General features: G+C 51.8%; 25 protein-coding genes, 1 tRNA gene and 1 pseudogene. 9 read left to right on the top strand and 18 right to left on the bottom strand.

The features are described from left to right. Positions 1 to 251 precede the first annotated feature (251 nt). The 3 genes from KIS30_06630 to KIS30_06620 all read left to right on the top strand — a co-directional run bounded on the left by KIS30_06630 (position 252) and on the right by KIS30_06620 (position 3,852). Positions 252 to 1,454, top strand: coding sequence for a threonine synthase (locus KIS30_06630; GenBank protein MBX8646411.1), 1,203 nt, complete (start codon positions 252 to 254; stop codon positions 1,452 to 1,454). Between the two features lie 53 nt (positions 1,455 to 1,507). After that, positions 1,508 to 2,494 carry a homoserine dehydrogenase gene (locus KIS30_06625; protein ID MBX8646410.1) on the top strand — a complete coding sequence of 329 codons (987 nt, stop codon included), beginning with the start codon at positions 1,508 to 1,510 and terminating at the stop codon, positions 2,492 to 2,494. A 179-nt stretch (positions 2,495 to 2,673) separates the two neighbouring features. Beyond that, positions 2,674 to 3,852: a mandelate racemase/muconate lactonizing enzyme family protein gene (locus tag KIS30_06620; protein ID MBX8646409.1), complete on the top strand. Its 1,179-nt coding sequence runs from the start codon at positions 2,674 to 2,676 to the stop codon at positions 3,850 to 3,852. A gap of 999 nt (positions 3,853 to 4,851) precedes the next feature. On the opposite strand, the pseudogene KIS30_06615 reads toward KIS30_06620, so the two are convergent. From KIS30_06615 to KIS30_06605, 3 genes and pseudogenes are all read right to left on the bottom strand, one after another. Next, positions 4,852 to 6,072: pseudogene (locus tag KIS30_06615) on the bottom strand (SPFH domain-containing protein). A 7-nt stretch (positions 6,073 to 6,079) separates the two neighbouring features. After that, positions 6,080 to 6,619 carry a hypothetical protein gene (locus tag KIS30_06610; protein ID MBX8646408.1) on the bottom strand — a complete coding sequence of 180 codons (540 nt, stop codon included), beginning with the start codon at positions 6,617 to 6,619 and terminating at the stop codon, positions 6,080 to 6,082. A 93-nt stretch (positions 6,620 to 6,712) separates the two neighbouring features. Then, on the bottom strand, positions 6,713 to 7,261 hold the full coding sequence (locus KIS30_06605) for a GrpB family protein (GenBank protein MBX8646407.1): 549 nt from the start codon (positions 7,259 to 7,261) through the stop codon (positions 6,713 to 6,715). Between the two features lie 155 nt (positions 7,262 to 7,416). On the opposite strand from KIS30_06605, the gene KIS30_06600 reads away from it, so the two are divergent. Beyond that, positions 7,417 to 8,439: a hypothetical protein gene (locus tag KIS30_06600; GenBank protein ID MBX8646406.1), complete on the top strand. Its 1,023-nt coding sequence runs from the start codon at positions 7,417 to 7,419 to the stop codon at positions 8,437 to 8,439. A 16-nt stretch (positions 8,440 to 8,455) separates the two neighbouring features. Here the strand turns inward: KIS30_06600 and KIS30_06595 are convergent, their stop codons facing one another. The 9 genes from KIS30_06595 to ribB all read right to left on the bottom strand — a co-directional run bounded on the left by KIS30_06595 (position 8,456) and on the right by ribB (position 17,352). Further along, positions 8,456 to 9,082, bottom strand: coding sequence for a hypothetical protein (locus tag KIS30_06595; GenBank protein MBX8646405.1), 627 nt, complete (start codon positions 9,080 to 9,082; stop codon positions 8,456 to 8,458). Positions 9,083 to 9,228: 146 nt separating this feature from the next. Continuing rightward, a complete protein-coding gene (locus KIS30_06590) occupies positions 9,229 to 9,528 on the bottom strand; it encodes a DUF424 family protein (GenBank protein ID MBX8646404.1) in 300 nt (99 codons plus the stop codon). A gap of 4 nt (positions 9,529 to 9,532) precedes the next feature. Continuing rightward, positions 9,533 to 11,620 (bottom strand): minichromosome maintenance protein MCM, encoded by a 2,088-nt coding sequence (locus tag KIS30_06585; protein ID MBX8646403.1) that lies wholly within the window; start codon positions 11,618 to 11,620, stop codon positions 9,533 to 9,535. A 193-nt stretch (positions 11,621 to 11,813) separates the two neighbouring features. Continuing rightward, on the bottom strand, positions 11,814 to 12,347 hold the full coding sequence (locus tag KIS30_06580; GenBank protein MBX8646402.1) for a DUF367 family protein: 534 nt from the start codon (positions 12,345 to 12,347) through the stop codon (positions 11,814 to 11,816). Positions 12,348 to 12,933: 586 nt separating this feature from the next. Beyond that, positions 12,934 to 14,250, bottom strand: a complete 1,317-nt coding sequence (locus tag KIS30_06575; GenBank protein ID MBX8646401.1) for a tetratricopeptide repeat protein — start codon at positions 14,248 to 14,250, stop codon at positions 12,934 to 12,936. A gap of 72 nt (positions 14,251 to 14,322) precedes the next feature. After that, positions 14,323 to 14,940 (bottom strand): riboflavin synthase, encoded by a 618-nt coding sequence (locus tag KIS30_06570; GenBank protein MBX8646400.1) that lies wholly within the window; start codon positions 14,938 to 14,940, stop codon positions 14,323 to 14,325. Position 14,941: 1 nt separating this feature from the next. Next, complete coding sequence (locus tag KIS30_06565) at positions 14,942 to 16,189, bottom strand: amidohydrolase family protein (GenBank protein MBX8646399.1); 1,248 nt, start codon at positions 16,187 to 16,189, stop codon at positions 14,942 to 14,944. Continuing rightward, positions 16,186 to 16,647: a 6,7-dimethyl-8-ribityllumazine synthase gene (ribH, locus tag KIS30_06560; protein MBX8646398.1), complete on the bottom strand. Its 462-nt coding sequence runs from the start codon at positions 16,645 to 16,647 to the stop codon at positions 16,186 to 16,188. Before ribH ends, KIS30_06565 begins: the two co-directional genes overlap by 4 nt. 12 nt (positions 16,648 to 16,659) lie before the next feature. Further along, entirely contained in the window at positions 16,660 to 17,352 is a 693-nt protein-coding gene (gene ribB / locus KIS30_06555; protein ID MBX8646397.1) for a 3,4-dihydroxy-2-butanone-4-phosphate synthase, read from the bottom strand. Between the two features lie 129 nt (positions 17,353 to 17,481). On the opposite strand from ribB, the gene KIS30_06550 reads away from it, so the two are divergent. Beyond that, positions 17,482 to 18,042 (top strand): hypothetical protein, encoded by a 561-nt coding sequence (locus tag KIS30_06550; protein MBX8646396.1) that lies wholly within the window; start codon positions 17,482 to 17,484, stop codon positions 18,040 to 18,042. Positions 18,043 to 18,064: 22 nt separating this feature from the next. Further along, entirely contained in the window at positions 18,065 to 19,567 is a 1,503-nt protein-coding gene (locus tag KIS30_06545) for an alkaline phosphatase family protein (GenBank protein ID MBX8646395.1), read from the top strand. A 10-nt stretch (positions 19,568 to 19,577) separates the two neighbouring features. Here the strand turns inward: KIS30_06545 and KIS30_06540 are convergent, their stop codons facing one another. From KIS30_06540 to KIS30_06520, 5 genes are all read right to left on the bottom strand, one after another. Further along, a complete protein-coding gene (locus KIS30_06540) occupies positions 19,578 to 20,093 on the bottom strand; it encodes a hypothetical protein (protein ID MBX8646394.1) in 516 nt (171 codons plus the stop codon). After that, on the bottom strand, positions 20,086 to 21,288 hold the full coding sequence (locus tag KIS30_06535; GenBank protein MBX8646393.1) for a PLP-dependent transferase: 1,203 nt from the start codon (positions 21,286 to 21,288) through the stop codon (positions 20,086 to 20,088). The genes KIS30_06540 and KIS30_06535 overlap by 8 nt, the downstream gene beginning before the upstream one ends. A gap of 6 nt (positions 21,289 to 21,294) precedes the next feature. Then, positions 21,295 to 21,504 (bottom strand): hypothetical protein, encoded by a 210-nt coding sequence (locus tag KIS30_06530; protein MBX8646392.1) that lies wholly within the window; start codon positions 21,502 to 21,504, stop codon positions 21,295 to 21,297. Positions 21,505 to 21,573: 69 nt separating this feature from the next. After that, a complete protein-coding gene (locus KIS30_06525) occupies positions 21,574 to 22,116 on the bottom strand; it encodes an exosome complex RNA-binding protein Csl4 (GenBank protein MBX8646391.1) in 543 nt (180 codons plus the stop codon). 14 nt (positions 22,117 to 22,130) lie between these two features. Further along, a complete protein-coding gene (locus KIS30_06520) occupies positions 22,131 to 22,730 on the bottom strand; it encodes an METTL5 family protein (protein ID MBX8646390.1) in 600 nt (199 codons plus the stop codon). 193 nt (positions 22,731 to 22,923) lie between these two features. On the opposite strand from KIS30_06520, the gene KIS30_06515 reads away from it, so the two are divergent. Both KIS30_06515 and KIS30_06510 read left to right on the top strand, forming a co-directional pair. Further along, positions 22,924 to 23,652, top strand: a complete 729-nt coding sequence (locus KIS30_06515; GenBank protein ID MBX8646389.1) for a hypothetical protein — start codon at positions 22,924 to 22,926, stop codon at positions 23,650 to 23,652. A 19-nt stretch (positions 23,653 to 23,671) separates the two neighbouring features. After that, positions 23,672 to 23,744, top strand: a tRNA-Val gene (locus KIS30_06510). 51 nt (positions 23,745 to 23,795) lie between these two features. Here the strand turns inward: KIS30_06510 and KIS30_06505 are convergent. Next, positions 23,796 to 23,957, bottom strand: a complete 162-nt coding sequence (locus tag KIS30_06505) for a hypothetical protein (GenBank protein ID MBX8646388.1) — start codon at positions 23,955 to 23,957, stop codon at positions 23,796 to 23,798. Positions 23,958 to 24,047: 90 nt separating this feature from the next. On the opposite strand from KIS30_06505, the gene KIS30_06500 reads away from it, so the two are divergent. Next, positions 24,048 to 25,476: hypothetical protein (locus KIS30_06500; protein ID MBX8646387.1), on the top strand; the 1,429-nt coding region annotated here is incomplete at its 3' end.

Here is a 25,476-nt window from a genome sequence, read left to right as displayed (position 1 = left end):
TGCACACTGATTATTAATATTTCAACCAGGCTGATTTTTTCATTTTTCCATTCCGGGAGTCATGCCGTACGGATTGACACAGCTTCCGAGGAGTGAATTAGACATTGCGATGATTCTTACGTGCAATGTGTGCATCTCCGTCCTCCGCTTAGCGAAATAGGCAGTGTCCTTCTCCACACCGCACTTGCCTGTCCCGCACTACCAATCATTAAAAACCTGAAATGGTTCAGCTGACTGGTCCAGGTGATAGGGTGAAGTTCAGGTGCATCGGTTGCTCCGCTGATTTCGATACGGATGCCATGCCTGAGCTGAGATGCCCCTCATGCGGGGACCTCATCGATTGGGTCGCCGAGAGCCGCATCAGTGCGGGAAGCCTTCTTCCACCTCCTCAGGATTTTACCATGTGGCGTTATGCCGCAATGCTGCCGCAGATTGAGGACAGGGACATCGTGTCACTTTCTGAAGGCGGCACACCGCTTCACTACGCGGACGGAATGGCCGAAGTCACCGGAGTCGAGGAACTTTTCATAAAGAACGAGGGGAAAAATCCGACCGGATCGTTCAAGGATCGCGGTATGAGTGTCGCGCTTACTGCCGCAAAGGCACACGACGTAAAAGTGGCCATCTGTGCTTCCACAGGCAATACTGCTTCATCAATGGCAGCATACTGCGCCAAGGCCGATATCGGCTCAATAGTCCTGGTGCCCAGAGGCAAGGTCGCGAAGGCCAAACTGAAACAGTGTGCCGCCTACGGAGCAACCATTGCCGAGATCAACGGAAATTTCGACAGGGCACTGTCGCTTGTAAGACAGTCCTCCGGCATAGAGGGCGTTGCGATAATGAATTCAATCAATCCTTTCCGGATCGAGGGGCAGAAGACCGGCGCTTTTGAGGTATGCGATCAGCTCTCATCCGCACCGGACTGGCTCGTCATTCCTGTGGGAAACGGAGGTAACATAACATCCTACTGGAAAGGATTCAACGAGTTCAGACGGATGGGCGTTATTTCGTCGCTGCCCAAGATGATCGGTGTGCAGGCGGAAGGTGCCTCCCCTATAGTCCGCGCATTTGCCGAACAGAGCGAAACCGTGGAATTCGTCAAAGAGCCGGAGACCGATGCCACAGCCATAAGAATTGGCAGGCCCGCAAACTGGAAGAGGGCACTGGCCGCCATCAGAGAATCGGGTGGCGCGGCCGTTTCTGTTACCGATAACGAAATCAGGAGTGCCAGAAAGCTTCTGTCAGAGCAAGAAGGAATGCTGATAGAGCTTGCAAGCGCATCCACCATAGCTGCAGTGAGAAAAGTCGCTTCTAAGGGTCTGATCAGGAAAGGCGAGACCGTCGTTTGTGTGGCAACCGGAAACGGTCTCAAGGACGTAGATGCAGACACCGAGTTCACAACATCTCCGGTCTCGACGATTGAAGAGATTTCCGCATTGATCGGAACGATTTGAATAGAGGGGTGTTCCCGCTGAAATTTGTTTTACTTGGTTTAGGTGAAGTTGGCATGTCGCTGCTCTCGCTCCTGCATCATCAGGAGGAGGCGGGCAGACTGAAGCCCGGAGTGCTTGAATTTGCCGGAGCCGCCGACTCCAGCGGATATCTGCTTCCGGAACGCGGTCTCGCCGTTCATGACGTCATAAGCGCAAAACGCGCTGATGGACTCTGTTCACTGAAAGGCTATCTGCCCGGCGGAACTTCGCTGGAGCTCGTCAGAAGCTGCGATGCGGAACTGGTAATCGATTGCACACCCACGAACTATTCGGACGGTGAGCCCACCACTTCCTGCATCCGTGCCGCAGCAGAAAGGCGCAGACATTATGTCACGGCAAGCAAGGGCGCAATGGCACTGCACATGACCGAATTGCTGGAACTTTCACGCAATCACGGCACCTGTCTGAGATTCGGCGCGACGGTTGGCGGAGGAACGCCGTTTCTTGACTTCGGAAGGGATTGTCTTTATCCTCAGCGGGTCAAGGCACTGAGGGGAGTCCTCAACGGCACAACCAATTTTGTGCTCAACAGCATGGAGGCGGGCAAATCGATGCAGTCGTCGCTGGCCGAGGCGACTGAGTTGGGTTACGCTGAAACAGATCCGTCTAACGATATCTCCGGATTCGACACGGCGGCAAAGCTGGTGATACTGGTAAACTGGATCATGGGCAGACACATCACACTCGGCGATGTCGATATTACTGGCATCTCCGGTATCACCAGTGAGGATGTGATTGCCGCCGGAAAACACAGCAATGTCATCAGGCTCATAGGGTCTTTCGGCGATCGGGCGATTGTCAGGCCGGAACAGATACGCAGAGACGATGTCCTCAATGTGAAAGGCTCTCTCAATGCGCTCACTTACGACACGGAACAGGCGGGTCCCGTCACGCTCACCGGCCAGGGGGCGGGAGGAGACAGCACCGCTCAGGCAATACTCCGGGACATACTGAGCATACTCCGCGAAACACGCAGCTCTGAATCGGGTCTGTATGAGTGAGCAGGCATCATGCGGCTCATAACCAAAAACGTGAATGTGCAAAACAAACGAATGCGGCACGCGTTCCTGAGTCCCATTCGTATTGAAATGTACTCATAAAACTCAATCAGCGCCCGTGTTTAAATTGCGCAGATACATGTATTCCGTAATACTTTATTATCAGCAGCCCATGTTGGTCTATGCGAATAACCGATTTCGAAATATATCAGCTGGGAAAGGAAGTCGCCAGGGGACAGACTTGGGCATCCTCGGCAATAATACTCAAGCTCACCACATCCGACGGCATCGTAGGTTACGGCGAAGCGGTGCCTACGCTCCGTGTCCAGCCGGTTGTAGCCTCTCTGAAAGAAGTCGGCAGGCTCTACAAGGGAAGGGATCCGTTCGATGTCGAGCGCAACAGATGGGACTGGTACAGAAACGACTTCTATCTGCCCGAATCATTCGAGAGCACCACCGCATTGAGTGCATTTGATATCGCATGCTGGGACATAATCGGAAAGAGCCTCGGAGCCCCTATTCACAGACTCACCGGCGGGAAGTTCAGGGACAAAGTGCGCGTGTACGCCAACGGATGGTACAGCAACTGTGTTACGCCGGAGGACTGGAAGAAGAGTACAAAGCAGACGGTAAAGCGCGGATATACGGGTTTGAAATTCGACATATTCGGACCATATTTCGACTGGATAGATGAAGAGGGGATACGCATGGCCGTGGCACGACTCGAGGCGGTCAGGGACGCCGCCGGAGACAAGGTCGATCTTATGATTGAGCACCACGGACGTTTCAATCCTAATTCCGCCATTAGGATAGCGAAGGCACTGGAGCCGTTCAATCCGCTGTTCGCGGAAGAGCCTGTTCATCCTGAAAACATGGAGGGACTGAAGAAGTACAGGATGCACACGGACGTCAGGGTGGCACTTGGAGAGAGAGTCCTGTCGAAGCAGCATTTCATTTCGCTTGCACAGCGTCATCTGCTCGATTTCTTCCAGGCGGACATTACAAACATAGGCGGTGTAACGGAAGCAAGGAAGATGGCCGCCATTGCAGAGGGGTACGGCATCGAGATGGCGTTCCACAATGCATTCGGCCCTATCCAGAATGCAGTGACAATACAGCTCGACGCGTCAATACCGAATTTTCTCATACAGGAGTCATTTTATGATTTCTTCCCTGCCTGGAAGAGGGAACTCATAGGTGATGCGACGCCGGTGGAAAACGGGCACTTCCGGGTAAGCAACAAGCCGGGGCTCGGTGTCACAGTCAACGAGAAGCTGCTGGAATCTCTGCGCGTCGAGGGGCAGGAGTACTTCAATCCTGACGAACCTGTATGGGTCATTGGCGGCACATGGAAGAAGTGACGGCCACCGCTATCAGTCGAGTCCGATGCTGTTTATCACGCCGCCGGAGTTAGCATCAAGCACCACAACGATCTTCTTCCCCTTGTGGTTGTATCTGGCAAACCAGACAGGAACATGCATCAGTTCGGGGTCTGAAACATCAGTCTGCGTGCTGATCTTCTGAACCATGTGATGCTGCTTGTGCGCCTTCATTGACTGCAGCTGGTCCACACCGGTCTTCGCATTGTTCTTCGCAGCGTCCTCACCTACATCGCCGTTCAGTACTTTGGCAAACTTGGGTATCGAAGAAGTTGTAAACGGCGCCCTCTGCTGCAGCGCAAACGTGTAGTCCTGCGGCTGATACTCAGCAAGAGCCTTCATTGCAATGACTGGGAACTGGTAATTCCCGTCCAGGGAGTAAGCCCTTACAGTATTTCTTCCGCCGCCCATGCCTCCCATCGCCATGCCGCCAAACATCGCCCCTTCCATCATGCCAGTGCCGAAACCCGAGTTTCTTCCTCCTCCGCCAAATCCGCCAAACGCTCCGCCCATCAGGCCGAAAAGAGCGGCGGTGGTAGCTATGCTCCCGACTTCGGCCGCAGCGTCCACAGCAGTGTAAGAGGTCCTGGCCGACACGGGGACGATCCAGTACGGTACGACGCTGAGCGTCATCTCCTCATTCACCGACTCTTCCTGCAGATGCTTTCTCAGCAACCCCCTGTCCATGATACTGCCCAGGAGTGAGAGCGCGCTTTCCTTCGTTCCGTACTTCAGCGGCAGCATCGTATGCTTGTCCACACCGCGCCAGCCGTCTGCCGAAAGACTGATGCTGGACCCGCAGTAATCGCATGTCACAACCATCTCACCGAATTGCGGTTTGATTGGCGCGCCGCATCCCGGACACTTCATCTCGGTGACCTGCGGTCCCGCAATGGTCGCCGAACCGGCCGGAGATGGGGCAGCGGTGGCGGCCGGCTGGGACGGTGCGCCTGCCTGTCCTGCCTGCCCTCCCAGCTGTGCGCCGCATTTGTAACAGAATCTTGCATCGTCCGGAAGCTGTGCACCACACTTGTAACAGAACATCATGACACCTCAGATTGGTTTGCCGCAGTTGGGGCAGAATTTAGCCGCAGAAGTAAGCTGGAAGCCGCAGCTGCCGCACTTCGGCAGCGGAGCGCTCATTTCGGCGCCACAATCGGGACAGAATTTCACTCCGGCAGGAACATCTTTACCGCACTTGGGGCACTTGACCGTCTGCTGCTGACTCTGCTGCGTCAGTTGAGCGCCGCAGTTAGGGCAGAAGTTTGTCGCTGTCGTTATGAGCGAGCCGCACTTCGGGCACTGCCTGGACGGCTGCATAGCGCCCATCATCTGGCCGGACATCGCATAACCCATGCCCGCGCCTGCACCGATGCCTACGCCCATGCCCGCCCCGAGTCCAGCAAATCCGGACGGATTCTTCGATGCATCCACCATTGCCTGTCCGGCCTGGTACTGCATATAGTTCACTCCAAGGACAGACATCTCTGACCTGGTATCGATGGCTTTCTGAACCGAGTCAGGCAGATTAATCGTCAGGCCGGGCACCTTGTTTATTTCAATGCCGTACTGCTGGAAATGGTCAGGCGATGTCGCGAGCACTATCTGCTCTATGTTTGTCAGGTTTGATGCAAGATCGGTTATCTTCAGGCCCTTGTCCTTCATCTTGCCTATTGCGGAATAAAGCAGCACAACCATCTGGTCGCGCAGCCTGCTCTCGACCTGGTCCATCGTCTCTTCATTGAAAGTGCCGACGAACTGATTTATGAAATTCTCAGGATTGGACACGCGCCATCTGTATTCTCCGAACACTCTCAGGCTCACTACACCGAAGAGCTGGTCTGTGAACTCGTACGGTTCGGTGCTTCCAAACTTGCCGTCAAAGAATCTCTTCTGAACATAATAGACCTCAGCCTGCTGCTGGACTCCCGAAAAGAACTTCAGCAGTTTTCCCACAATGGGAGCATTGAAGTCTGTCAGGGCATACCTGTCCGGCTGGTCGAAATAAGTAAGCACCTTGCCGTCCCTGAAGAACACAGCTATCTCATCCTCCCTGACGACTATGTTGTCGTTCAGCCTAATCAGGCGCGGTACCTTCCACATCACGTTGTCCTGCTTGAACTGCGTCTCCCAGGCAATTGTTATTGAGCCTGCTACGCTGCCGCCGGAATAGGGTATTTCCTTGGATTTTCTGCCAAACATATCTGTATCACGCCACCTTGATGTTCTCCACCGCTTCCATTCTCTTCGAAAGCGTGTTTCTTATGTTGTCCACCATGCCCGAGAGCTTTGCCAGTTCAGCATTCAGGCTGTCGCCGGAAAGCGATGAGAGGCCGCTTCCGTCCGCCGTGCTTTTCAGCTGATTAGCGGCCGCGATAAAAGCATAGTCATAATCATAGAGTGAATCGAGTGTCTGCTGTTTCACCCTCACTGCGGGAGAGAAACCTGAGTATCCCTGTTCGGCGTGCATTATTTCCCCCTCGAGCAATTGCATTTTTGAAAGCAGCGACGCAACAGGCTGCAGATTGCCGTAGTCTCCATTGTTCACCATATTGCTCCGCGCCTGCTTGACGAGCGATTCCGTGCCCTGTAGCACCTGGACAACCTGCCTGCGCAGAAGCTCGTCAGCCTCTCTCAGATCTTCCAGCTGTCGGTACCCCCTGAAACCGGGCACAATCAGCTGTATCTTTTTCAGCAATCCTCTGCTGTCTTCGACCTTATTGCGCAGGTCAGGCGTTTCCGGTGACATGTCCCTCAACACTATTCGGCATGTTGTATTTGATTATTGATGTGCTGCGGTGCTAATTAATTATTCTCAACTGCTACTATCGATGTACGCTCTTTAACTCAACTGCTCTTCGCTCCCCGTCTTTTTCCTGTACCATTTTATGGCTTCCCGTTCGGTCTCCTTGATAAATCCGTTCTTGCCGTCCATGTATGCTTCGATGTCCCACGTGAATCTCTGTGCCAGTTCTCTCTTGATCCTGGCGTATTCATCGGCTATGGATGGAAAAGCACGGAGGTAATCTCTGAATGCAAGATGCCGTTCGATATTCAGGTCTCCATGCTGGAAGACGTGGATATGCACTTTGTTCGTAATGTCATCGATTTTCAGTGAAAACAACCTCCTTCCCGGAATGCCGTACTCGCCCATCGCCGTATAGCCCAGTCCTTCCATTCCGGAATTGCATTCGTCAACCGCCAGTATGTCTTTGACGACAGGCATCATGTCAATTATCGGTTTGGCCGCCAGCCCGGGCACGGATGTACTGCCTATGTGGTGGATGCTCAGTAGTCTGTCTCCAAACACGGGCACAATCCTTGCCTTTTCAGCTTTGAACATGGCCGGCCACTCTGAATTGTAGGGAACAACTTCCACCTTTCTCTTCATACCAACAAGAGGTTATTCACAGGCCGTAGCCGATAAAAAGCTTTTCTTGCGTCGCTTATGCCGTTCAGGCCGCGTAACTTCGGCCGGACCATGAATCATGCCCTACTGCCGAAAAGGTTAATTTATCATGTGGAGAGTGTTACAAAGGCATTGATATGTTCTGCATAAAATGCGGAAAGTCCGCACTCTCGGGAATGGTATTCTGTGCAGAGTGCTATTCGAAGGAGGAACCGTTCGTAACACTGCCAGATGTTGCTTCCTTCGAAATCTGTCCGTCATGCGGCCGCATAAAGAAGGGTGCTCACTGGTTGCGCGAAAGCACGATACCTCACATTTCAACGGAGCTGCGAAGGACGGCCAGGCTACCCTCAGGCGCATTCCTCAGGGCGTTTGAAGTGATTGGCCTGAATCCCGAAGATCATTACTCAAATGTCACGGTGGCCATGACCGTTTCCAGAAACGGCGTTGAGAAGGCCGAGCGCAAACAGATGCGCATCATGATCAAGGGCAACACCTGCCCGACATGCAACAGGAAGAGCGGTCATTATTTCGAATCAACCATTCAGGTCAGGGCAGTGGGCAGAGAGAGAGCGGACGTCATACTCGGTGTCGTTGAATTCATACGAAAACTTTGTGAGGAATTCGAGCAGAAGGAATCCGATTTTTTCATATCGGGTATCAAACGCACTAAGGGCGGCGCTGACATCAGCCTGAGTTCAAGCACGATTGGTGCGTCCGTAGCCAGAACGGCCGCCCAGCGCTTCGGTACGGATGTGCGTACAACGAGAAAACTGTACGGTCAGAAGGATGGAAGAGATGTGTACCGCACGACACATCTCGTGAGGATACCAATGCTCCTTCGCGGCGACTATGTCGAGTACGGCGGTGAATACTTCCGCGTCCGCGACACGACAGATTATATCGTGCTCGATCCGCTGGGTCGGGGCAAACAGTTCACGCTTGATCGTAAACGGGCTGGAAATGCGCGTTATCTCGGCGGTATCGAACTCGAGCAGGAGGCGCGTGTTCTTTCCAGGACTGCAGAATACATTGTCGTGAAGGATCCGGAAACGATGGAGGAAGTAAAGATTCCGGTATTCGGCGGCAGTGACGGGGCCGGAAGCACAGTACTGGTAGTCAGGGTGGGCAAACTTCTCTTCAGCGTTCCCGCCGCATAGCCGTAAACACCGACAGTCAGCTCGAATTGAGCAGCAGGACTCTTCTGTTGCCGTTTTCCATCCTGACGGTGGCAAATCGCAGCAGCATGCCTATGGAGAATGCAAGGACCGAAAGCATGATCGGCGACGCATACGGTATCTTCATCTCTATGAAGAAGAGCAGAAGGAGTGTGGATCCAAGCAGTGCGGCCAGCAGCGAGGACAGTATTCTGTAGAAGATGTAAGCAACGGCGAATACAATTACGGACAGCACAATGGCGGTGCCGAAGTCATGAACGAGAGACATCGCAACACTTCCTGCCGTTATGGCAATGGCCGCAGACACAAGCAGTCTTGCATTTGAAAAGAAGAGCACAGCGAAGAGCAGCGGCAGTGCAACAAACATGAGATACTCATAATGGAACTGGGGAACAATGCCTGAGACGTAAATGGCTATGAAGTAGCCCACTATGCCTCCGTAAAGGAAGAACAGTGCATTCCAGAGTCTTCTTCCTGCGATTATGAGACCGACGCCCGTGGCAAATATTATGGCCATGAGCTCAGGCTGTGGCCTGAACCCGGCATAGCGTGAAATCTCTGTGGCCATGGACCACGGTGAAAACAAGCCGTAGATGTACATCAGCAGACTCGGCAGGTAAGCCATCCTCGCCCTCGTTATTTAGAGTCTGCAACGATCTAAATAAAGTATGGCATCGACGAGATTCTGCGCATTTCGATAAGCACAACGCCAGCCGCGCGAAGTGTTTGAAACGCTGGCATTATTTTCCGGTAACTCCGGTCTGTCAGACCTCACTTTTTCAGCACTGCAAACTGTGCATGAACCGTTTCTCCGATTTTCAGCACCCTGTCTTCGTCCACATAATCGAGTTCAATTGCCTTCCTGACTGCGCGTATCCCCACCAGGTTGACAATCGTCGCCTCTTCCATGTACCGCGCGAGGCTCTCCTCCTCTATCGAACGTCCGCCGTAAAAACTCCCGTACACTTCTATCCTCTTCTCGCCGTCACTGAACTTCATGCCCAGTATTTCCTCATCGCAGACAGCAAGTATTGTCTCCTTCGGCATTCTGTGTATTTTTATCGAGAACACGCTATCACTTTTGTACTGTCCTGTAAACACCGGACTTCACTTCAAACAGTTCTCCCGCCTTGAGCAGCTTTTCCACGAGTCTGCGCGTCTCCGATGCATCTATCTTGTATCGTTCGGCCTCGATTGTAATCTCATCGATCGAAATACCTTCGCCGCCAGCACTCTTCTTCGCTATGTCCAGAATTATATTCACGTGAGCCCTCTGACTGTGGCTCATATCTCCGGCTATCCTGTCGATGTCAAGCACGCCTCCCTCTCGTGCTACCTTTGAAAGGTAGTAGCCAACGATACGGATGGCCCTTTCTGCGTCTTCCCGTTCCACCGCGTAGCTCAGCCTGCCTCTGGCACTCGCCTCAGAAAGCCTGACATATGCCTCAAGCTGTCTTGCGGTTATGGGCACCGAAGCACCGTTTCCCTCGCCCATTTTCCTTATGCGCAGGTATTCCTCCTCTATCATCTCAATCGCTTCGTCGGTAAGCACGGGATTTATTCTCTTGACGTACGATATGTATTTTCGCAGAAATTCCTTGTCGAATTTCGGTTCGACGACTCTGCTCTCCGCCTCAACAGTCTGTGTCGAAATACTGTCTGGCAGCTTTTCGACCCTTCTGCGTTCACCCACCCTGTGCGCTTTCAGTATGTGTGTGGCGATATTCTTGTCATAGGCTGCATTGGGCTTGTCCTGCAGAACAAAAATCATATCGAACCTGGAGAGGAGTGCGGGAGGAAGATCAATCTGGTCGCCTATGAGCTGCTCGTCTTCGAAACGCCCGTACCTCGGGTTCGCTGCGCCGAGGATCGAGCACCGCGCCTGCAGTGTTGCTGTTATGCCGGCCTTTGCCACGGTGATTATCTGACTTTCCATGATCTGGTGCATAGCGCTTCTGTCGTAATCCGTCATCTTGTCGAGTTCGTCTACGCACGCTATCCCCTTGTCAGCGAGAACCAGCGCACCTGCTTCAAGCGTCCATCTTCCCTCACCGAATTCGTCCTTCACTGCAGCGGCAGTCAGACCGGCAGCCGAAGAGCTCTTTCCGCTCGCATAGATTCCGCGCGGAGCTAGCTCAGACATGTACCGCAGCAACTGACTTTTCGCCAGACCCGGATCACCAACAAGGAGAATGTGTATGTCCCCCCTGATCCGTGTTCCGTCCTGCATCTCTTTCGAAACGCCGCCGAAAAGCTGCAGTGCAAACGCCTCCTTCTCAATGTCAAATCCGTAGATTGTCGGAGAAATCGAGCCTGCGATTTCCTTGAGTATGTCTCCCTTCGAGGCTATCTCCCTAATATTCTCAATGTCTGCGGCAGTAATCTGTATCTCGTCGTACTCGTGTTCACGGTATTCCACCGAATTTACCTGCAGCACAATGTTGAAAAGAGTCGACTTGCCCTGCGGGCCGGTACGCTGCATGCCCGTGAGTGTTCCGTTCAGCACAACCCTGTCCCCCGGCGCTATCTTCCCGGATATGTCGTCAAGAATGAAGCCCTCCAGCCTCTCAGGCTGTGCGCCTCCTCTCAATCCCTCAGGAGGCTCCTGGACTTCCACTTTCTGCGTGTCGACATAAGTGCTAATTTCAGGAACAAGAATGAATTTCGTCGCACCCGCGCCCTTGGCACACTCCGTGCACTCCATGGGCTCTCTCAGATTCACTCCTTCCTGCTCTTCGTAAGAAATTGCATCACATCTTGCGCACCGGAAAGCAGCCCTCATCAGCCTGGGTCTAACCTCGGTCGCCTTCCTCACGAGGCCCTCGATGCATACGAACTTGCCCAGGTGCTTGCTGCGCAGATTCCTGATGTCAATGCGGGAATCGGCAGGCAGGCCTGTTATCCTGAAGTTGATTGAAACAGCCTGTCTTTCGGGCGGCAGCAATGCCTTTATTGTTTTCTCGGCTGCAGCGAGCGACTTGGCCGGATCCTCAAGCAGATAGTTTGCGAAATCTGCATCAAATCTGTCTATTATGGAAAAGGGAACAGTAAGACTCCTCTCTTCCGGGTATCTGTCGCTCAATATGATGGCCTGACTTCTCAGGCCGGTGTCACTGAAGAAATTCTCCCATCTTGATGTGAGACTCTCCTCGTTATATTGTATGGTGGAAGAATATGCCATTTTGTTCTCTCCGCTGGCAGCGAAGCGTGTGACGGACTAATTCATAGATAAAGCTGACGTCTGGTTATCCGCAAATATGTATGAGCCAGCAGTTCCACAGGAAGCGTCGGAAGTGGCGCTTCGAGTGGAACTCCCAGAACGTGTCTGATCTGTTATTCCTCCAGTGGAAACGATACTATGGCCCAGGCGCAGTGTAATCCCACTGAATCGACACGATCTCCTTACTCGTTTCCGCCGAAGCGTATCGATCAAGAGGCTCTCTGTTTAGATCAAGGAAATTGTGCCCCCATGCGAATTTGGACAGAATCTGTGACGACTCCTCCTTCTCTCCTATTATGTAGAGGAGCGCAGCAACGGATTCCACGCTGCTGAGCTGCATGGGTCTTCCCCACATCACCGGGTTGGCCGCGACAAGATAAGGCAGAGCCCTTCTGTTTGTCAGCTGCAGTGAACGTGGCATCTCTTCCAGCTTATTCCACGAGAGATCAAGAACAACGATGCCGTATCTTGCTATTCTCTCCCTGTCTTCACGGGAAGCAGCCTTTGGTGCCGTCGGATCCAGAACCAATGCATCCCTGGGAATCGCTGATATTCTGCGTACAGGTTTCGCAATGTGGAACCTCACCATCTTCTCCGCGGTACACTTTTTAGGATCGTCCTGTCCGGCAAGGAATGCATATATCGTTGTCACCTGTGATACTTCCGATATGTCCCATCTGCCTTTACAGAATTATGTCTTTCTTCCGTAAATCGAATGATTTTTACTATATTCGTTACACACAATTTCTACCTTTCCTCCCCGTAATTAACGGTCAACTCACGTGTTTTGTTGCTACATGAATCAGACTTTCACCAAGATCAGCTCATCTTGTCGAATCAAAATTTTTTTCTGTTTGCCGACTCATACTGGCACACTGTAATTATGGTTTACCACAGCGCATGGAAATGGTGATTAATTCTGTCTGCAACTTTTAGGTTTCCGCTCAGGAAAAGTGCGCTACTATGGTTGCAGTAATTTGATCGGGCAACATTCACTCGGGGCCTGTTGATTCTAGTGCGTACGTAGAGTTTAAAAGCACATTTGTCATTCTTGACAATTGCGAGGGAGAGTAGTATACGTAAAACCACGTCGCCGTGGATTAGAGTAGCCGTAGCTTTTTGCTATCTCAGCTGGAGGAGGTTGAGAGATGCAGACTTTGAATACAGCCCGGCTGCCGTTCTGCGGACCTTTGCATACAACAAAGGAGGGGGAGTTCATTTGGTATTGTATGACCCAGTTTAATTCGATTCGTCTTTCAGGACCCGCTAGATAAAGCTTTTTTAAGCTCCTTGCTGGGTATCGCATTAAGTACGGACTTGGATGCGTTAAGCTCAGCTAGGGCTCTGTCATTTTCATTTCGAGTGGTGAGTGCCTTTGCATATTCTTCATGGCACTTTGCCAACAACGCCGGGTTGCCCAATGTTGTAGCGAATCTTATCGCAGAAAGAAACTTTTTCTCTGCATCTGCCCAGGGTCCCCTTGCTGTGTTATATATGCCGAGAATCAGATCGTTGTAGCAAAGCAGGTACGAATCGAAACCCTCCCTGAGGGCATCCTTGATAGATTCTGCGGCCTCTCTGGCTACCTCGAAATTTTTAATCATTGCATTGGCATATGCAAAATTTAATGCTGCCACACACTCTGAATACTTATTCTTTATTTCTCTGCAGAGGAGTATGCTTTTCCTCAGATAGCCTATGGCCCCCTCATACTTTTCAGTCTCGACCATCATAACGCCTAGATTGGTTAGCACTTTGGCCACAGTCTCCTTGTCTTCAAGTATCTCGAAAAACTCTAGTGCATGAAGCCAGTATCTTTCCGCGGTTTCGTAGTCCTTGGCAATAGAGCAGAGGATGCCGAGATTTATCTTCGCTTTTGCCACACCCATCATGTTCCTCGTTTCGAAGAACTTTTCTCTGCTTCGTTCGAACATCATCATTGACCTTTCGTAGTCTCCCATCTTGAGCAGTACGCCGCCGGCCATCCGAAGGCTTTCCGCCTCCCGCGAAATTTCCCCAACCTTTCCGAAAATCTCTACGGCCTCGACATAGTACTTCAGTGATGTCTCCTGCTCTCCCCTGGCATTCTCCGCTTTCCCGAGCAGGAAGGCTGCTTCGCCCTTGAAGTAATTGCTGTTCATTTCCTCTGCTTTCTTCTGCAAATCCACAGCATACATGAGCGCGCTGTCGTACCTTCCCAGTCCGATGCATGAATTTGCCAGTGCGATCAGCGTCTGCGGCATGGTCGCCACATCGTCTTCCCGCCTTAGCGAATCAAGCTTTCTCAAAAGCGATATGTGCTCCTGCTCAACATCAGACATGTTGAGCAGCTCAGAAGGATTTTCAAAAATCTTTCTTCCCTTGTCCGTGAAGGCGTATATGACATAGTCGCTATCCGGTTTACCGTTCTTCTGCTCTTTTATCCAGCCCACGTCGATCAGCGCATTTATATACTCAAGTTGCCGCTTTTCAGGAAGGCTGGAAAAATCCTTGCTCGTCAGCTTTTCCCTTGTTTCTCTGCAAACAATGAGTGTAATGAGCGCCCGGCATCCGTACTCTATGTCGTAGGCCATTCATACACAAAATGTCATAGTTTGCCTTTTTAAGCTTCTTCCCTTAATTCCATAATTGATAATCACTCCTGGTCAATCAGTCTTTTTTACTCTTCCTGCATCGCGGGCTTCCACGAATTTCTTGATATATTTTGCAAATAAATCAACTTCAACATTTACTGAGTCTCCTTTTTTCCGTAATGCGAACACCGTAAGACGCCGCGTCTCAGGTATGAGATATACGGTGAAACCTCTGTCCGTCACCCTGGCAGGTGTGAGGCTGACACCGTCGACGGCGACGAATCCCTTCTCCGAAATCATTTCACCGATGTGTGACGGCACAGCAATATCCATCCGTATCGAGCCGCCCTCCGGCAACACATTTCTCACGGTGCCGGTACCGTCGATGTGACCGGTCACAAGGTGCCCGCCAATCAGGTCGCTGCTCTTCATGCTTCTTTCATAGTTGACATGTGAGCCCTTTTCAAGGAACTTCAGGTTTGTGCGTCGCAGTGTTTCGTCGACAACATCGAACGATACAATGCCTCTGCCTACGGCCGAAACGGTGAGACAAGCACCGTTTATTGAGATGCTTTCCCCCCTCCTCGTTGCACGTGATTTGTTTCCGAGTCTCACCGACAGCCGCATGTTTCCGTTCTCAAGCTCTGCCCGGACGACGCTCGCCTTTCCCTCCACTATGCCAGTGAACATTTTACTTCTCCAGACTCAGTTCCCTTCTCCTGAACAGCAGCCTGCCCGACTTCACAGTACCCAGAACATCTCCGGGTCCTGCCCTGTGAACCAGTGCGGAATGAATGTCATGCGTGCCGGACAGCCTGGTGCTGCCCATGCTCATCAGCGCAAGATCTGCCTTCGCCCCTTCAACTATACCCATGCCCGCGCTCCGGGCTATCAGCCCTTCCCCGTTCACTGTTGCCATTCTCAACGCCTCCTTCGCCTGGACGGCGAGAGGGTCCAGTGCCGAACTTCTCGCGATCCTCGCTGCAAAATCCATCTCCCTGAACATGTCTGGTGAGTTGACCATGATATTGTCGCTCCCGAGCGCTATGCTGAATCCCGATTCAATGAGCCGGGGAATAGGCGGTGTTCCAACGCCAAACATTGCGTTCGACCGCGGACAGCACACTATGCCATATCGCGATTTTGCGGCTATGTCTATGTCGCTCTCCGTCGCGCTGGTCATGTGCACAAGAAAATCGGGTTTGAGATTGGCTGCTATGCGCTCCACCTCCGTTTCACCTGTCATCCTCAGCGAACGCTCCAGTGTGGCAGAGCTCTCGGCCGCATGAATACCGGTGAGCCCCTTCCTGACTTCGCCAATCTGTTCCATTGCCCTGTTGCTGTATTCATTGGCTCCGCTCAGACATGTGCCATCAAATTTCTGCCGCTCCCTGACGAACGCGTCTGTCTCGTCTTTGTCGAACCCCCTGTTTGACAATATTTCCTCCGGGCTGAAATACCTCCGCGGTCTGCCGAGGATGACCAGTATTTCCGCATTGCTGTTGACCTCCCTCAGACGTTCGATTATGGAGATGTCCTCTTCATGGAAATCCAGGGCACCGGTTATTCCTCCTCTGACCATTTCGTCTATCGCCGCCGACATCCTTTTGACTCTTTCCTCCATGCCCAGAGCGCTCAGACCGGTCTTTTTCAGTCCGGTCACGGGATGAATGAGTTCTTCCAGACTCCTCCCCCCACCTGCATCTTTCAACGGTGCATCATTCAGATGTATGTGTGCGTTCACAAGACCGGGCATGACGAGCAATCCTTTTCCTGTCACTACGGCCTGTCCGCCTTTCCTGCGTGCTGCCCCGATCTCACTTATCTTTCCGCCGACTATCGAAATATTCGTCGACGGCTGAAACTCCAGTTCAGGGCCGAGCAGCATGGCTGCATCTTTTATGAACAGGTCATTGCCGCCGTGTGCTCTGGCATTCATCTGGCTCTGCGGCTCCTCTTTCCACTCCGGTCACTCAGCTTTCTAAGGGTTTCGGCCATTGAGACGGCGGCGGTCACAGCTCTCCGGCCGTATTCCTCTGCTCTTCTCTCTGCCTGTTCCCACGTCATGCCGGGCCCCGAAACACCGAGGGCCACAGGCTTCCCGTATTTCAGCGAAAGTTCAGTGATGGCTGATGCCAGAACTCTGGCTATGACATCATCGTGGTCCGTGTCGCCTTTTACGATGGCTCCGAGCGTCACAACCGCATCGACATCGTTCATTGACAGAAACCTGTCTATGAACAGGGGCATGTCAAACGCACCAGGAACCTTGCAGACATTCACAACATCCGCTCCCTCATTCAGGCTCTGCTTCATTGCCTCATCGAGCATCCTGGATGTTATCTCACCGTTGAATTCAGAGCATACGATGGCTATCCTCCATCGTCTATGTCGCATCATCGTGCTGCCTCAATGGATGGAATCGCCATCAACAAACGGGACACCAAAGCGGTCAGCAAATTTGACCGCATCTCCGACGCTCAGAGCACCGTGCGTGTTTGAATCCTGCATTTCGCATACGACCGTGGCCGGCGCCAGTCCGGCGAGTCTTGCAAGATGTATGGAGAGTTCTGTATGCCCCCTGCGCTGCGTGAGCGACTCTTCAGCCTCAATAAGCAGAGGCACGTGGCCAGGTGTCTTGAACTCAGAATAGAACGCGTCTGCGGCAACCTGTTCGCCGTTCTTGACCATCATCGCAATGCTCCCCAGCGTCGAGACAGTGAGACTCCTGTCCTTATCGGTTACGCCGGTAAAGACAGATCTGTGGTTGAGCGACAGCGAAAACGCTGGCTTACCGCCGTACGGCATTTCCCTGTCGATTATCGAGGAAAAACGCGGATACCTGGTTTTTGCAAAATCAATTATGTCGTGCATGAACGGCAGCTGGAGAACCGAGGCAACATCATTGCCTATCGCCGAGCATATGAGTCCTCCGGCCTTCTCTCTCATCAGGGCAATCATATCAGGAGTGCAGAACTGCGACGCGGCAATCATGTCAATCTCATTTTCGCGCGAGCTGGAGTCGTGCAGCAGCACGATGCGGCCCGATGCCAGCGCATCGATCGCGTCAGCAAAATTTCCTTTCACATGCTGTTCTATCATCATATCTGCTTCCACAGTAAATTGTCGGGTTATAAACATGTTACTACAATATTTGTTGTAACAATTAAAATTGTCCAGCACCCTCATCATTGCGGAAAAAGATAAATGCAGTCTGCCTTTCCTCCTGCGATGCAGGGATCGGCTGAACGGCACTACTACCCGTTTCTCGCAATGTGGAACGGCACCATAAGTATTTCATTTTTCTATTACACAGGGTTGCTGAACAGCGTAGGCACATCGCAGTCTATACCGTACATAATAACAGGGCTGGTGGCAGGCTCGCTCTTCTATCCTTTCATAGCGGCCTTGTGGACCGGCAGGTCGCTGTCAGGCGTGTTTGTATCCCTCCTATCTGCGATTATCCTGTTTGTCGCGGTCGCACTGTATGTCCAATATACTATCATACTCGACAACGTGCAGATATTGCTGCTGTCGTTCATCACCCCGGCCGGCACTCTTTTTTCCACATCTGTGTACTTCAATACGTCGATCAGGCCGGCCGGATTCTTCCGTTCCTCACTGCCTGTGTGGCTCGGCGGCCTGCTTGTCTCAATCATACTTTTTTCGGCATACCTGATAATGTTTTATCGTTATATGCCGCTCATCATTCTCGCTGCTCTGATATGCAGCTGCCCGCTGCTCATCGCAGGTTTTCTCAAGGACAGACGAGATCGGGAAAACATAGTATAGTGTTTGCTGTTTACTCGGAACATTGAACACATGGAAGGGAATTGAAACGGCATATGCGCTGCACTTCGGCCGCACGCTGGTATCCGCACTCGCAGCAGTGATTCTCTGCCTGCCTGTTGTGCTGGTTCCAGTCGCTTTTTCGCACGCCGTTACCTCCGGTACAAGGACGCCGGTGAAGCACGTCATAATCATAACAATGGAAAACCACAGTTTCGATAACATATTCGGGAATTATCCGTTAGGCGGAACATCCACATTCTCCAACCTGACGTCGCAGCTGAGCGTGCCTGTCAACCTTATTGGTTCCAATCTGTCCGGCAGTCTCACACCAGTGCCGCCGGGCACCTACTCCACGGCGGACCCCGTAGAGGGATATTCTGCCTACCATCTCGACTGGAATCACGGCAGGATGAACGGCTTCGCGGCCAACTCTGGAAAACAGTCCATGACCTATTTCACGGCGTCACAAATGGCAATCGAATGGGTTCTGGCCGAGGAATATGCAATCGGCGACATGTACTTTGCAAGCGCGCTGACAGCAACGATGCCCAACCGGCTGTTCGGTATTGCCGGCTATTCGCCAGTGCTGAATGATTACGGTCCTCCACCGTACATACCGTTTTCCCAGTCAATATTCTCCGAACTGAACAGTTACGGTGTTTCTTGGTCTTATTACGTGGCAAATCCGTCGCTCGGCACCATTATCCTTGATTATTTCTACGGAGTTCATCGTTATGCATCTGACATCAGAAGCTGGTCCTCGTTCTTCTCCGAACTGCAGAGCGGGACACTTCCGGCAGTCTCCTACTTTATGCCCATAGGACTCGGGGTCAGCGGGTACAGTCAGCACCCTTCAGACAGCATGCTTGCCGGCGAACTGTGGCTACTCTACACTGTCGGGAAGATAATGAATAGTCCCGAATGGAATTCAACCGCTATTTTCATCAACTATGACGAGGGCGGCGGATACTACGACAATGTTCCTCCCCCAACGGTCGGCGGTCAGCAGCTCGGTTTCAGGGTGCCGCTGATACTCATTTCCCCTTATGCCAAGGAAAACTACATTTCCAGCACTCCGATGAATCACGCCTCCATACTCGCATTCATCGATTATAACTGGGGGATGCCGGCACTCAATGCATTCGTTTCGCAGTCCGATCTGCCGGTAGATATGTTCACATTCGGAATTCCCGGCGCTCGCGCACGACCGCCACTTAACCTGAATTTCAGCGGCATAGTGATGCCCTCTTCCATCAGTTTCCCCCTTACATCCGTCGGAGCTTCGCCGATATCAGGCATATTTCCGGCTCCGCTGCAAATCCCGCTCGGCAACCTGAATTACAGCCGCACCGGCAGTTCGGCCGTAAACCTTGCCCAGATGCACACCGGTCTTTATGTTTCTGCCAATTACCCCTATACGCCATATTACGAATCAATCGAGTTTGTCGGCGCGTTCATGGTAGTGCTCAGCGCGCTTGCCGTTGTTGTGCTATATCGAATTCGAATTCCCGGCCGCAGGCACTGAGCGGCAGCCCTCAAATCGGGCTGCTTTTCTTTCTCTTCGTTATGAGCTTTCCACCGCAGATTCTGCACTCCTTATCGTTGCGCGTGTGCAACGTCGAGCCGCACCCCTTGCAGACTATTTCCCATTGCACGTAGTTGTGTATGCGCGGTATGTAAAGCGACCTGTATTCGACGCCGAGAGCGGAGGCCGTATTCTGTATCGAGTAATCCTCGGTGACGATGACTGCGTGCAGCTCATAGGCCAGGGAGAGTATCTCCAGGTCAGCTTCGGACAGCCTTGCGATGTCCCCGTTCTCTTCCGCCTTTGTCCTCACCACCTTCATGCTCTCAGGCGAAGGCATGAGCACAGTCAGTCTCGAAATGATAAAGAATTCGGCTCTCTCCGTCCTGTAGACCTTCCTCACTTCGGTAACAATCTGGGGAGTGGCATAAAGGACGGTTCCGGCTGGATAATCCGTGCCGTTGTAGATGGCGCTCGTATCAAGCACGAGCATCTTCTCCTCCGTCCCGTTCTGCCATTCATACATAATGTAACTTGAAGCCTCTTCTGAGCATATGTGACTTCCCTTTCACATTCTTTCCGGCCAGCGCATCGTTAATGAGGCCTGCAATTGTCCTCATTTCCCTGTCGCCCATGCCCAGTCTGGATACTTCGGATGTGCCCAGTCTTCCCGTAGTGTCAACAATGATGTCGTTGCTTTCGAGCTTTTCGCTCACGCCTCCGAAACTCATGCCCATCGAGGCGACAGATGCCGGATCCACATACAGCTGATGAGACATCGAATAGCCATGCTCCCCGAACAGGCATGTCAGCCTGCCTGCAGAAAGGTGTTTGCCAAGGCTTTTCGAGTTTCTCTGTATGCGGGAAGCGTAGTTGCGTCCGTGCTTTCTCATTTCCTCAAGTGCCTGTGCGAGCGCAGCAATTCTGTTCCAGTGCGCATTGTCAATGATCCTCCAGGTGGTGTTCCTGACAAAGGACTTCCACACGTCGTCGTCCGTCGTTGCAAAGATGCCGCCTTGCGGGCCGGGAAAACTCTTGTGTGTGCTCCCTATCATTATGTCGCACCCCTCTTTCAACGGCTGCTGGAATCTGCCGCCCGCAATCAGTCCAAGGACATGTGACGCGTCATAGGCAAGCAGGGCGCCTGAATCCCTGCAGGCATCTCTCACCGCACTGACATCATAAGGGAAGAGTATGAAGCTCTGTCCGAGTATGACAAGTTTCGGCCTTTTCTTTTTAATCAACGCCGCTGTTTCTTCAGTCTTTATGTTCCATGAGCTCCTGTCAAAAGGTATCTCGGTGAAATTCGCGGAAAAGAGCTCTGTGATGTAGCCGGGTCCGTATCCGTCGTATCCTCCGTCCTTTGAGGAAACAGCCATCACGCCGTCCCCGGGACGGATGACGCTCGCGAACATCAGCAGGGATGCTATATGCCCGGACAAAGGCTTGAGCGAAACGCGTCCTCCAAACATGGCCGCGGCACATTCCTCGCCTCTCTGTTCCACCTCATCCATATATCGTGTGCCGCCGTAGCTGTTCGAGGCACCGTTGTTGTTTATGTGCTCATTGCTTCTCAGCGTATATCTTCCAGCCATGTCGGAAGACAGAATCCGTCTGACCGATGGGCTCAATATATTTTCAGAGGGCTGGAGGTTAATGCATTTCTGGCCCCGCCATTCGTCATGTTTGTCCACCAGGGATAAAATGTCAGATGGCAGCATCGCACCTCAGTTATTTGGTCCGTATCTGTCATCAAAATCAGGCAGCTGGACACCGGGATACTCTTCCTCTTCATCGGTATCTATGACCATGTTGAGGAGCATGTTCACGATTTCCTTCATCTCTTTGACCTCAATCCGCAGAGAATCTATTTCCTTCAGCAGTCTCTCTTCTTCCTTCCTGACCGGCGCCTTCTTCTGTGTTTTGGCCCTGGGCATGTAATTACTACCCTCAATGCACTCTAACGCAACCGGCTTTTAACTTTTTGCGTCCATCCACCGGCGACATCAGTCCACAAGCGCAGCACCATAGTCATCGGCAATCTTGCGCTTTTCAAATCTTTCGCACTCTTCGCAGTAGAGCGAACGATCCTTCAAAATGAGCATAGAGCGGCACCGGCTGCAGTGTGCTGCCACAACGCCCATGTGGTTGTTCACCGTGCTCAGCTGCACGGACGGTGTGCTCTGAATCACTTCCGCCCTTATCACGTCCCCGACCCTGACGGCCTGCCCTACCGACTCCACATACTGCGATGAAATTGTGGAAACATGAAGGGTGGAATCCCTGTCCCCGGTAACTGCCCTGTTTACTCCCTCTATGCGGAGTATTTCGCATATGGCCATCGAGCTCCGTACATCGGATATGACAGCCAGAACGCGATCCTTCTTCTTCGGCTCCGCGACAGGGTTAATGGGCTGCACCATAACGGTGTGTGCCTTGCTGTCCAGTATCAGCTCTCCGGCTTCCGACGCCACAATTTTTCCGTCCGCCTCGTATGTTCCCGCTCCGGGCGAGTATTCTTCGGCGATCGCTACTACGTCACCCGGTATCACTACCTTTCCTTTCATCTCACTTCGACATTGTCATCTTTCACTGCCTTATAAAGAATTAGACTGAATTCCCTGCTATCCATTTCATGAAAATCGAACGTTCGCGACATCGAGTATGTGAACAAGCGTGTAACCACCACTTTTCCCCCGAAGCGTTTAATCGTGTCCCTTATGAACTCCTCAGTTTCCGCAAGGTGTATCGTATAAACGGTATCAGCTATGCTGAGTGCCTTCTTGATGAAGGGGACATCCGCGTTTCGGGACTGGGAACCGAAGGGCGGATTCTGAAATACAGTATCGAATCTGCCTGAAAACTTCAGTACGTCCGATGTGATGAATGTGATCCTCTCCGAGATGTCGCTGTCAAGGAGCATCCTGGCGTTGGACTGTGCAATCTCTATCGACCTCTCGTCAATATCGACACCAGTTGCGCTCGAGGCGCCGAGCATCATCGCCCCTATGGCAAAGACACCCGCTCCGCAGCCGAGATCCGCCACACTTTTTCCCTCGATGTCATGCCTCATGGCTGCGTCGAACAGGATGGCCGATGCAGTATCAGTTTCAGTGTGATACTGCTCCAGTGAGGCGTTTGGCCTGTCGGGCTGCTTTAACATTCGCAAACGGCGCTTCAGATCATTGAGTTTCAGCTGTATCCCGTCTCCTTTTACAACGGTCCCCCGATAGCAGACAGAGGTGATTGTCCGGCCCGCCGATATGATTGTGCCGGAGCCTGCCGCCACTCCATGCTCGTATTCTCATGTCCAACTGAGATAGTGTTAATTACCAATTAATATTTCATTCAGTCCGATGAAAGAAGTACTGCCCGGCATCTACCTCATCGGAAAATATTCGTTGAAGTCGTTCGGCAACTCCGGGTATTTTGTCGTTCACGAAGGCGGAAACATCCTCGTTGACGCTCCGGAGCTCACTGAAGAGGATTCGAAATTTATCACGGACCATGGCGGTCTGGCAAAAATATTCATTACGCACATCAGGGCTTTCGGCGATGCCTGCAATCTCAAGACAAAATTCGGCGCTTCACTGATAATGCACGAGGGTGACGCCCGCCTGGCAAAGGGATGCACCCCGGACTCAACCTTCAGCGCTGAACTGAAGCTCTATGACGATGTAACACTCATACCAACGCCTGGTTACACTCCCGGCTCCTCCTGCATGCTCTTTCGCAGTGGGAAGGGTGTACTCTTTTGCGGTGACATGTTCTGGTGGGGCAACCGGGATCGTTACAGCAGTGAATTGATGAGCTGGCCCACTGAAGATGACAAGAAGACATGGAATCTCGCGGACGGACTCGTTCTGAACGTGAATCTTCTCGATTCCGACATATCGAAAATGAAGGAGAGTGCGCAAACACTCCTGAATTATGAGTTTGACGCGATACTCATGTCGCATCCGAATTATCCGCCGAGGGCCAGGGGACCAGTTCTTTCCGGCGGAAAAAATGCCATCCAGGACACGCTCAATACAGGAAAGATGACGCAGTTCTCAGACTGGATGAGACAAGAATTAAAGAACTGATTTCCATCCACTCAAGGAAGGGCTCATGGTCTAGTGGTCATGACGTCGCTCTCACACAGCGGAGGTCCCCGGTTCAAATCCGGGTGAGCCCATATCAAACAAACATGACAGGCCCAACTTCGTCAATTCTGAATAAGTGTTCCTTAACGGCCCCGATTCTTTACCAGCTTCTCAATCGCCATGGTGACAGCACTGTTGACAGTGGTGTCATTGTCCACTGTCCAGTATTTGAGTGCTTTATACAACTCTTCGTTCAGCCTTACTGTTATTTTTCTATATTCCTTCATTGCTTCTTTCATTGCCATGTCTCGTCTTATGCTGCCAATCCGGCATATTTATAAAGTTGTATTGCCGTACCTACGGCACATAAGTTGCATAATTTGGGAGTGGCTGAAATGAGCGTTGAGCAGAGTCAGAACAGCTCAGTTATCGTGCAATCGAGAAAAGGGACCATCGGAAACATCTGCAGGAAACTGAAGGCCGTCACGTTCACGGTCCTGTTCCTGCTCGCAGGCATGTTTGTCATAGTGCATGTGGCTGCGGGTGTGGCGAAGGCGTCATCGGTACCGACGAACTACTACTTTACAGGATACATGGGAAACAATACGATTTATATGACAACTGATAAGCAGGCATATTATATGACAAATTCACAGGGTCAAGCATTAGGCAGTAGTGCGTATCAGAATGCGAGCAATAATAAAGACGGAATTCCGAATGCTATCCAGCTCAATTTGAGCAATAAACTATATGATGCTTCGGGCTACTCATATGATTCTCTTAATGATGAGTTTATAGTACAGCTTTTCTTCTCAGCAGTGGGGGGTTCAAATTATTGGAATAGCAATCCTTTTACTCTTGAGGCAATTGGGCAGAAAATCGGTGTAAAGGAGATTATAAATGGAACCGACCCGACCGCCGTTAGCACGAATATCGAGCAATCATTCAACACCGGGATGAACATAACCAAGACTTCAACTCAGGATGGTGAAATTGCCTATATTGTAGAAACTGCGATGAATATAGCCATAACCGCTGCGGCAGTCACCTTCGCTCCTGAGATCGCGGTGCCTGTAGCCGCCTATGGAATCATGGACGGATTCCTTGGAATAGCCGGAACTTTTAGCCAGTCTCCGATGACCCCTCCATCCAGTTCCTATTTCACTGGATCCGGATCGACTTGGGAATGGGGGCAGGTTGACAACGGCAGTATGGCGATAACTTTGAGCGACGAGCCCGCTGGACACAACGTTTACGGTATGGGCACGATGGTTCAGATTCAGATAAACGACTTTCCCGGAGTGGTTTCGAGCGTCGGCAACAGCCTTATTAACCTCTTTGCGCAGAACGAGATGGCTGAATTCGATTCCAAGACAAGTGGAATAATATATTCAAACGGATCGGCTACTTCAATAAACGTAAACATGGTGCAGGCTGTTTCCATAGGCGGTTATGCCTACTTGCGCTCTGGTGTTCCGGACGCTAACAGTGTCGTCATATTGCAGCAGGACATGGGTGGTGTAATCGTTAATTTTGCACTGAAAACAAATGCAACCGGGTATTGGCATTTCTTTGCCGAACCCGGAGCAACATACACACTCTCCGCCAGCTTCTCCGACGCTCTTGGAACTGTTTCCAAGACTGAACAGATACCTTCCAGCGACACTGGAACAGCTGAGACCGGTGGGAATATAACTGTCTCTCCGATATACGTCGGGGCAGGCTATGTTACAGGTCGTGTAACCGATTCAGCCAACGGTTATCCGATAAGCGGTGCAACCGTTTCCCTGGCTGATTCGAGTGGTTCAGTGTCGACGAAAACCA

It is taken from the genome of Candidatus Sysuiplasma acidicola (genome assembly GCA_019721035.1).
Taxonomy (GTDB): domain Archaea; phylum Thermoplasmatota; class Thermoplasmata; order Sysuiplasmatales; family Sysuiplasmataceae; genus Sysuiplasma; species Sysuiplasma acidicola.
This window is presented reverse-complemented; position numbering and strand designations above follow the sequence as displayed.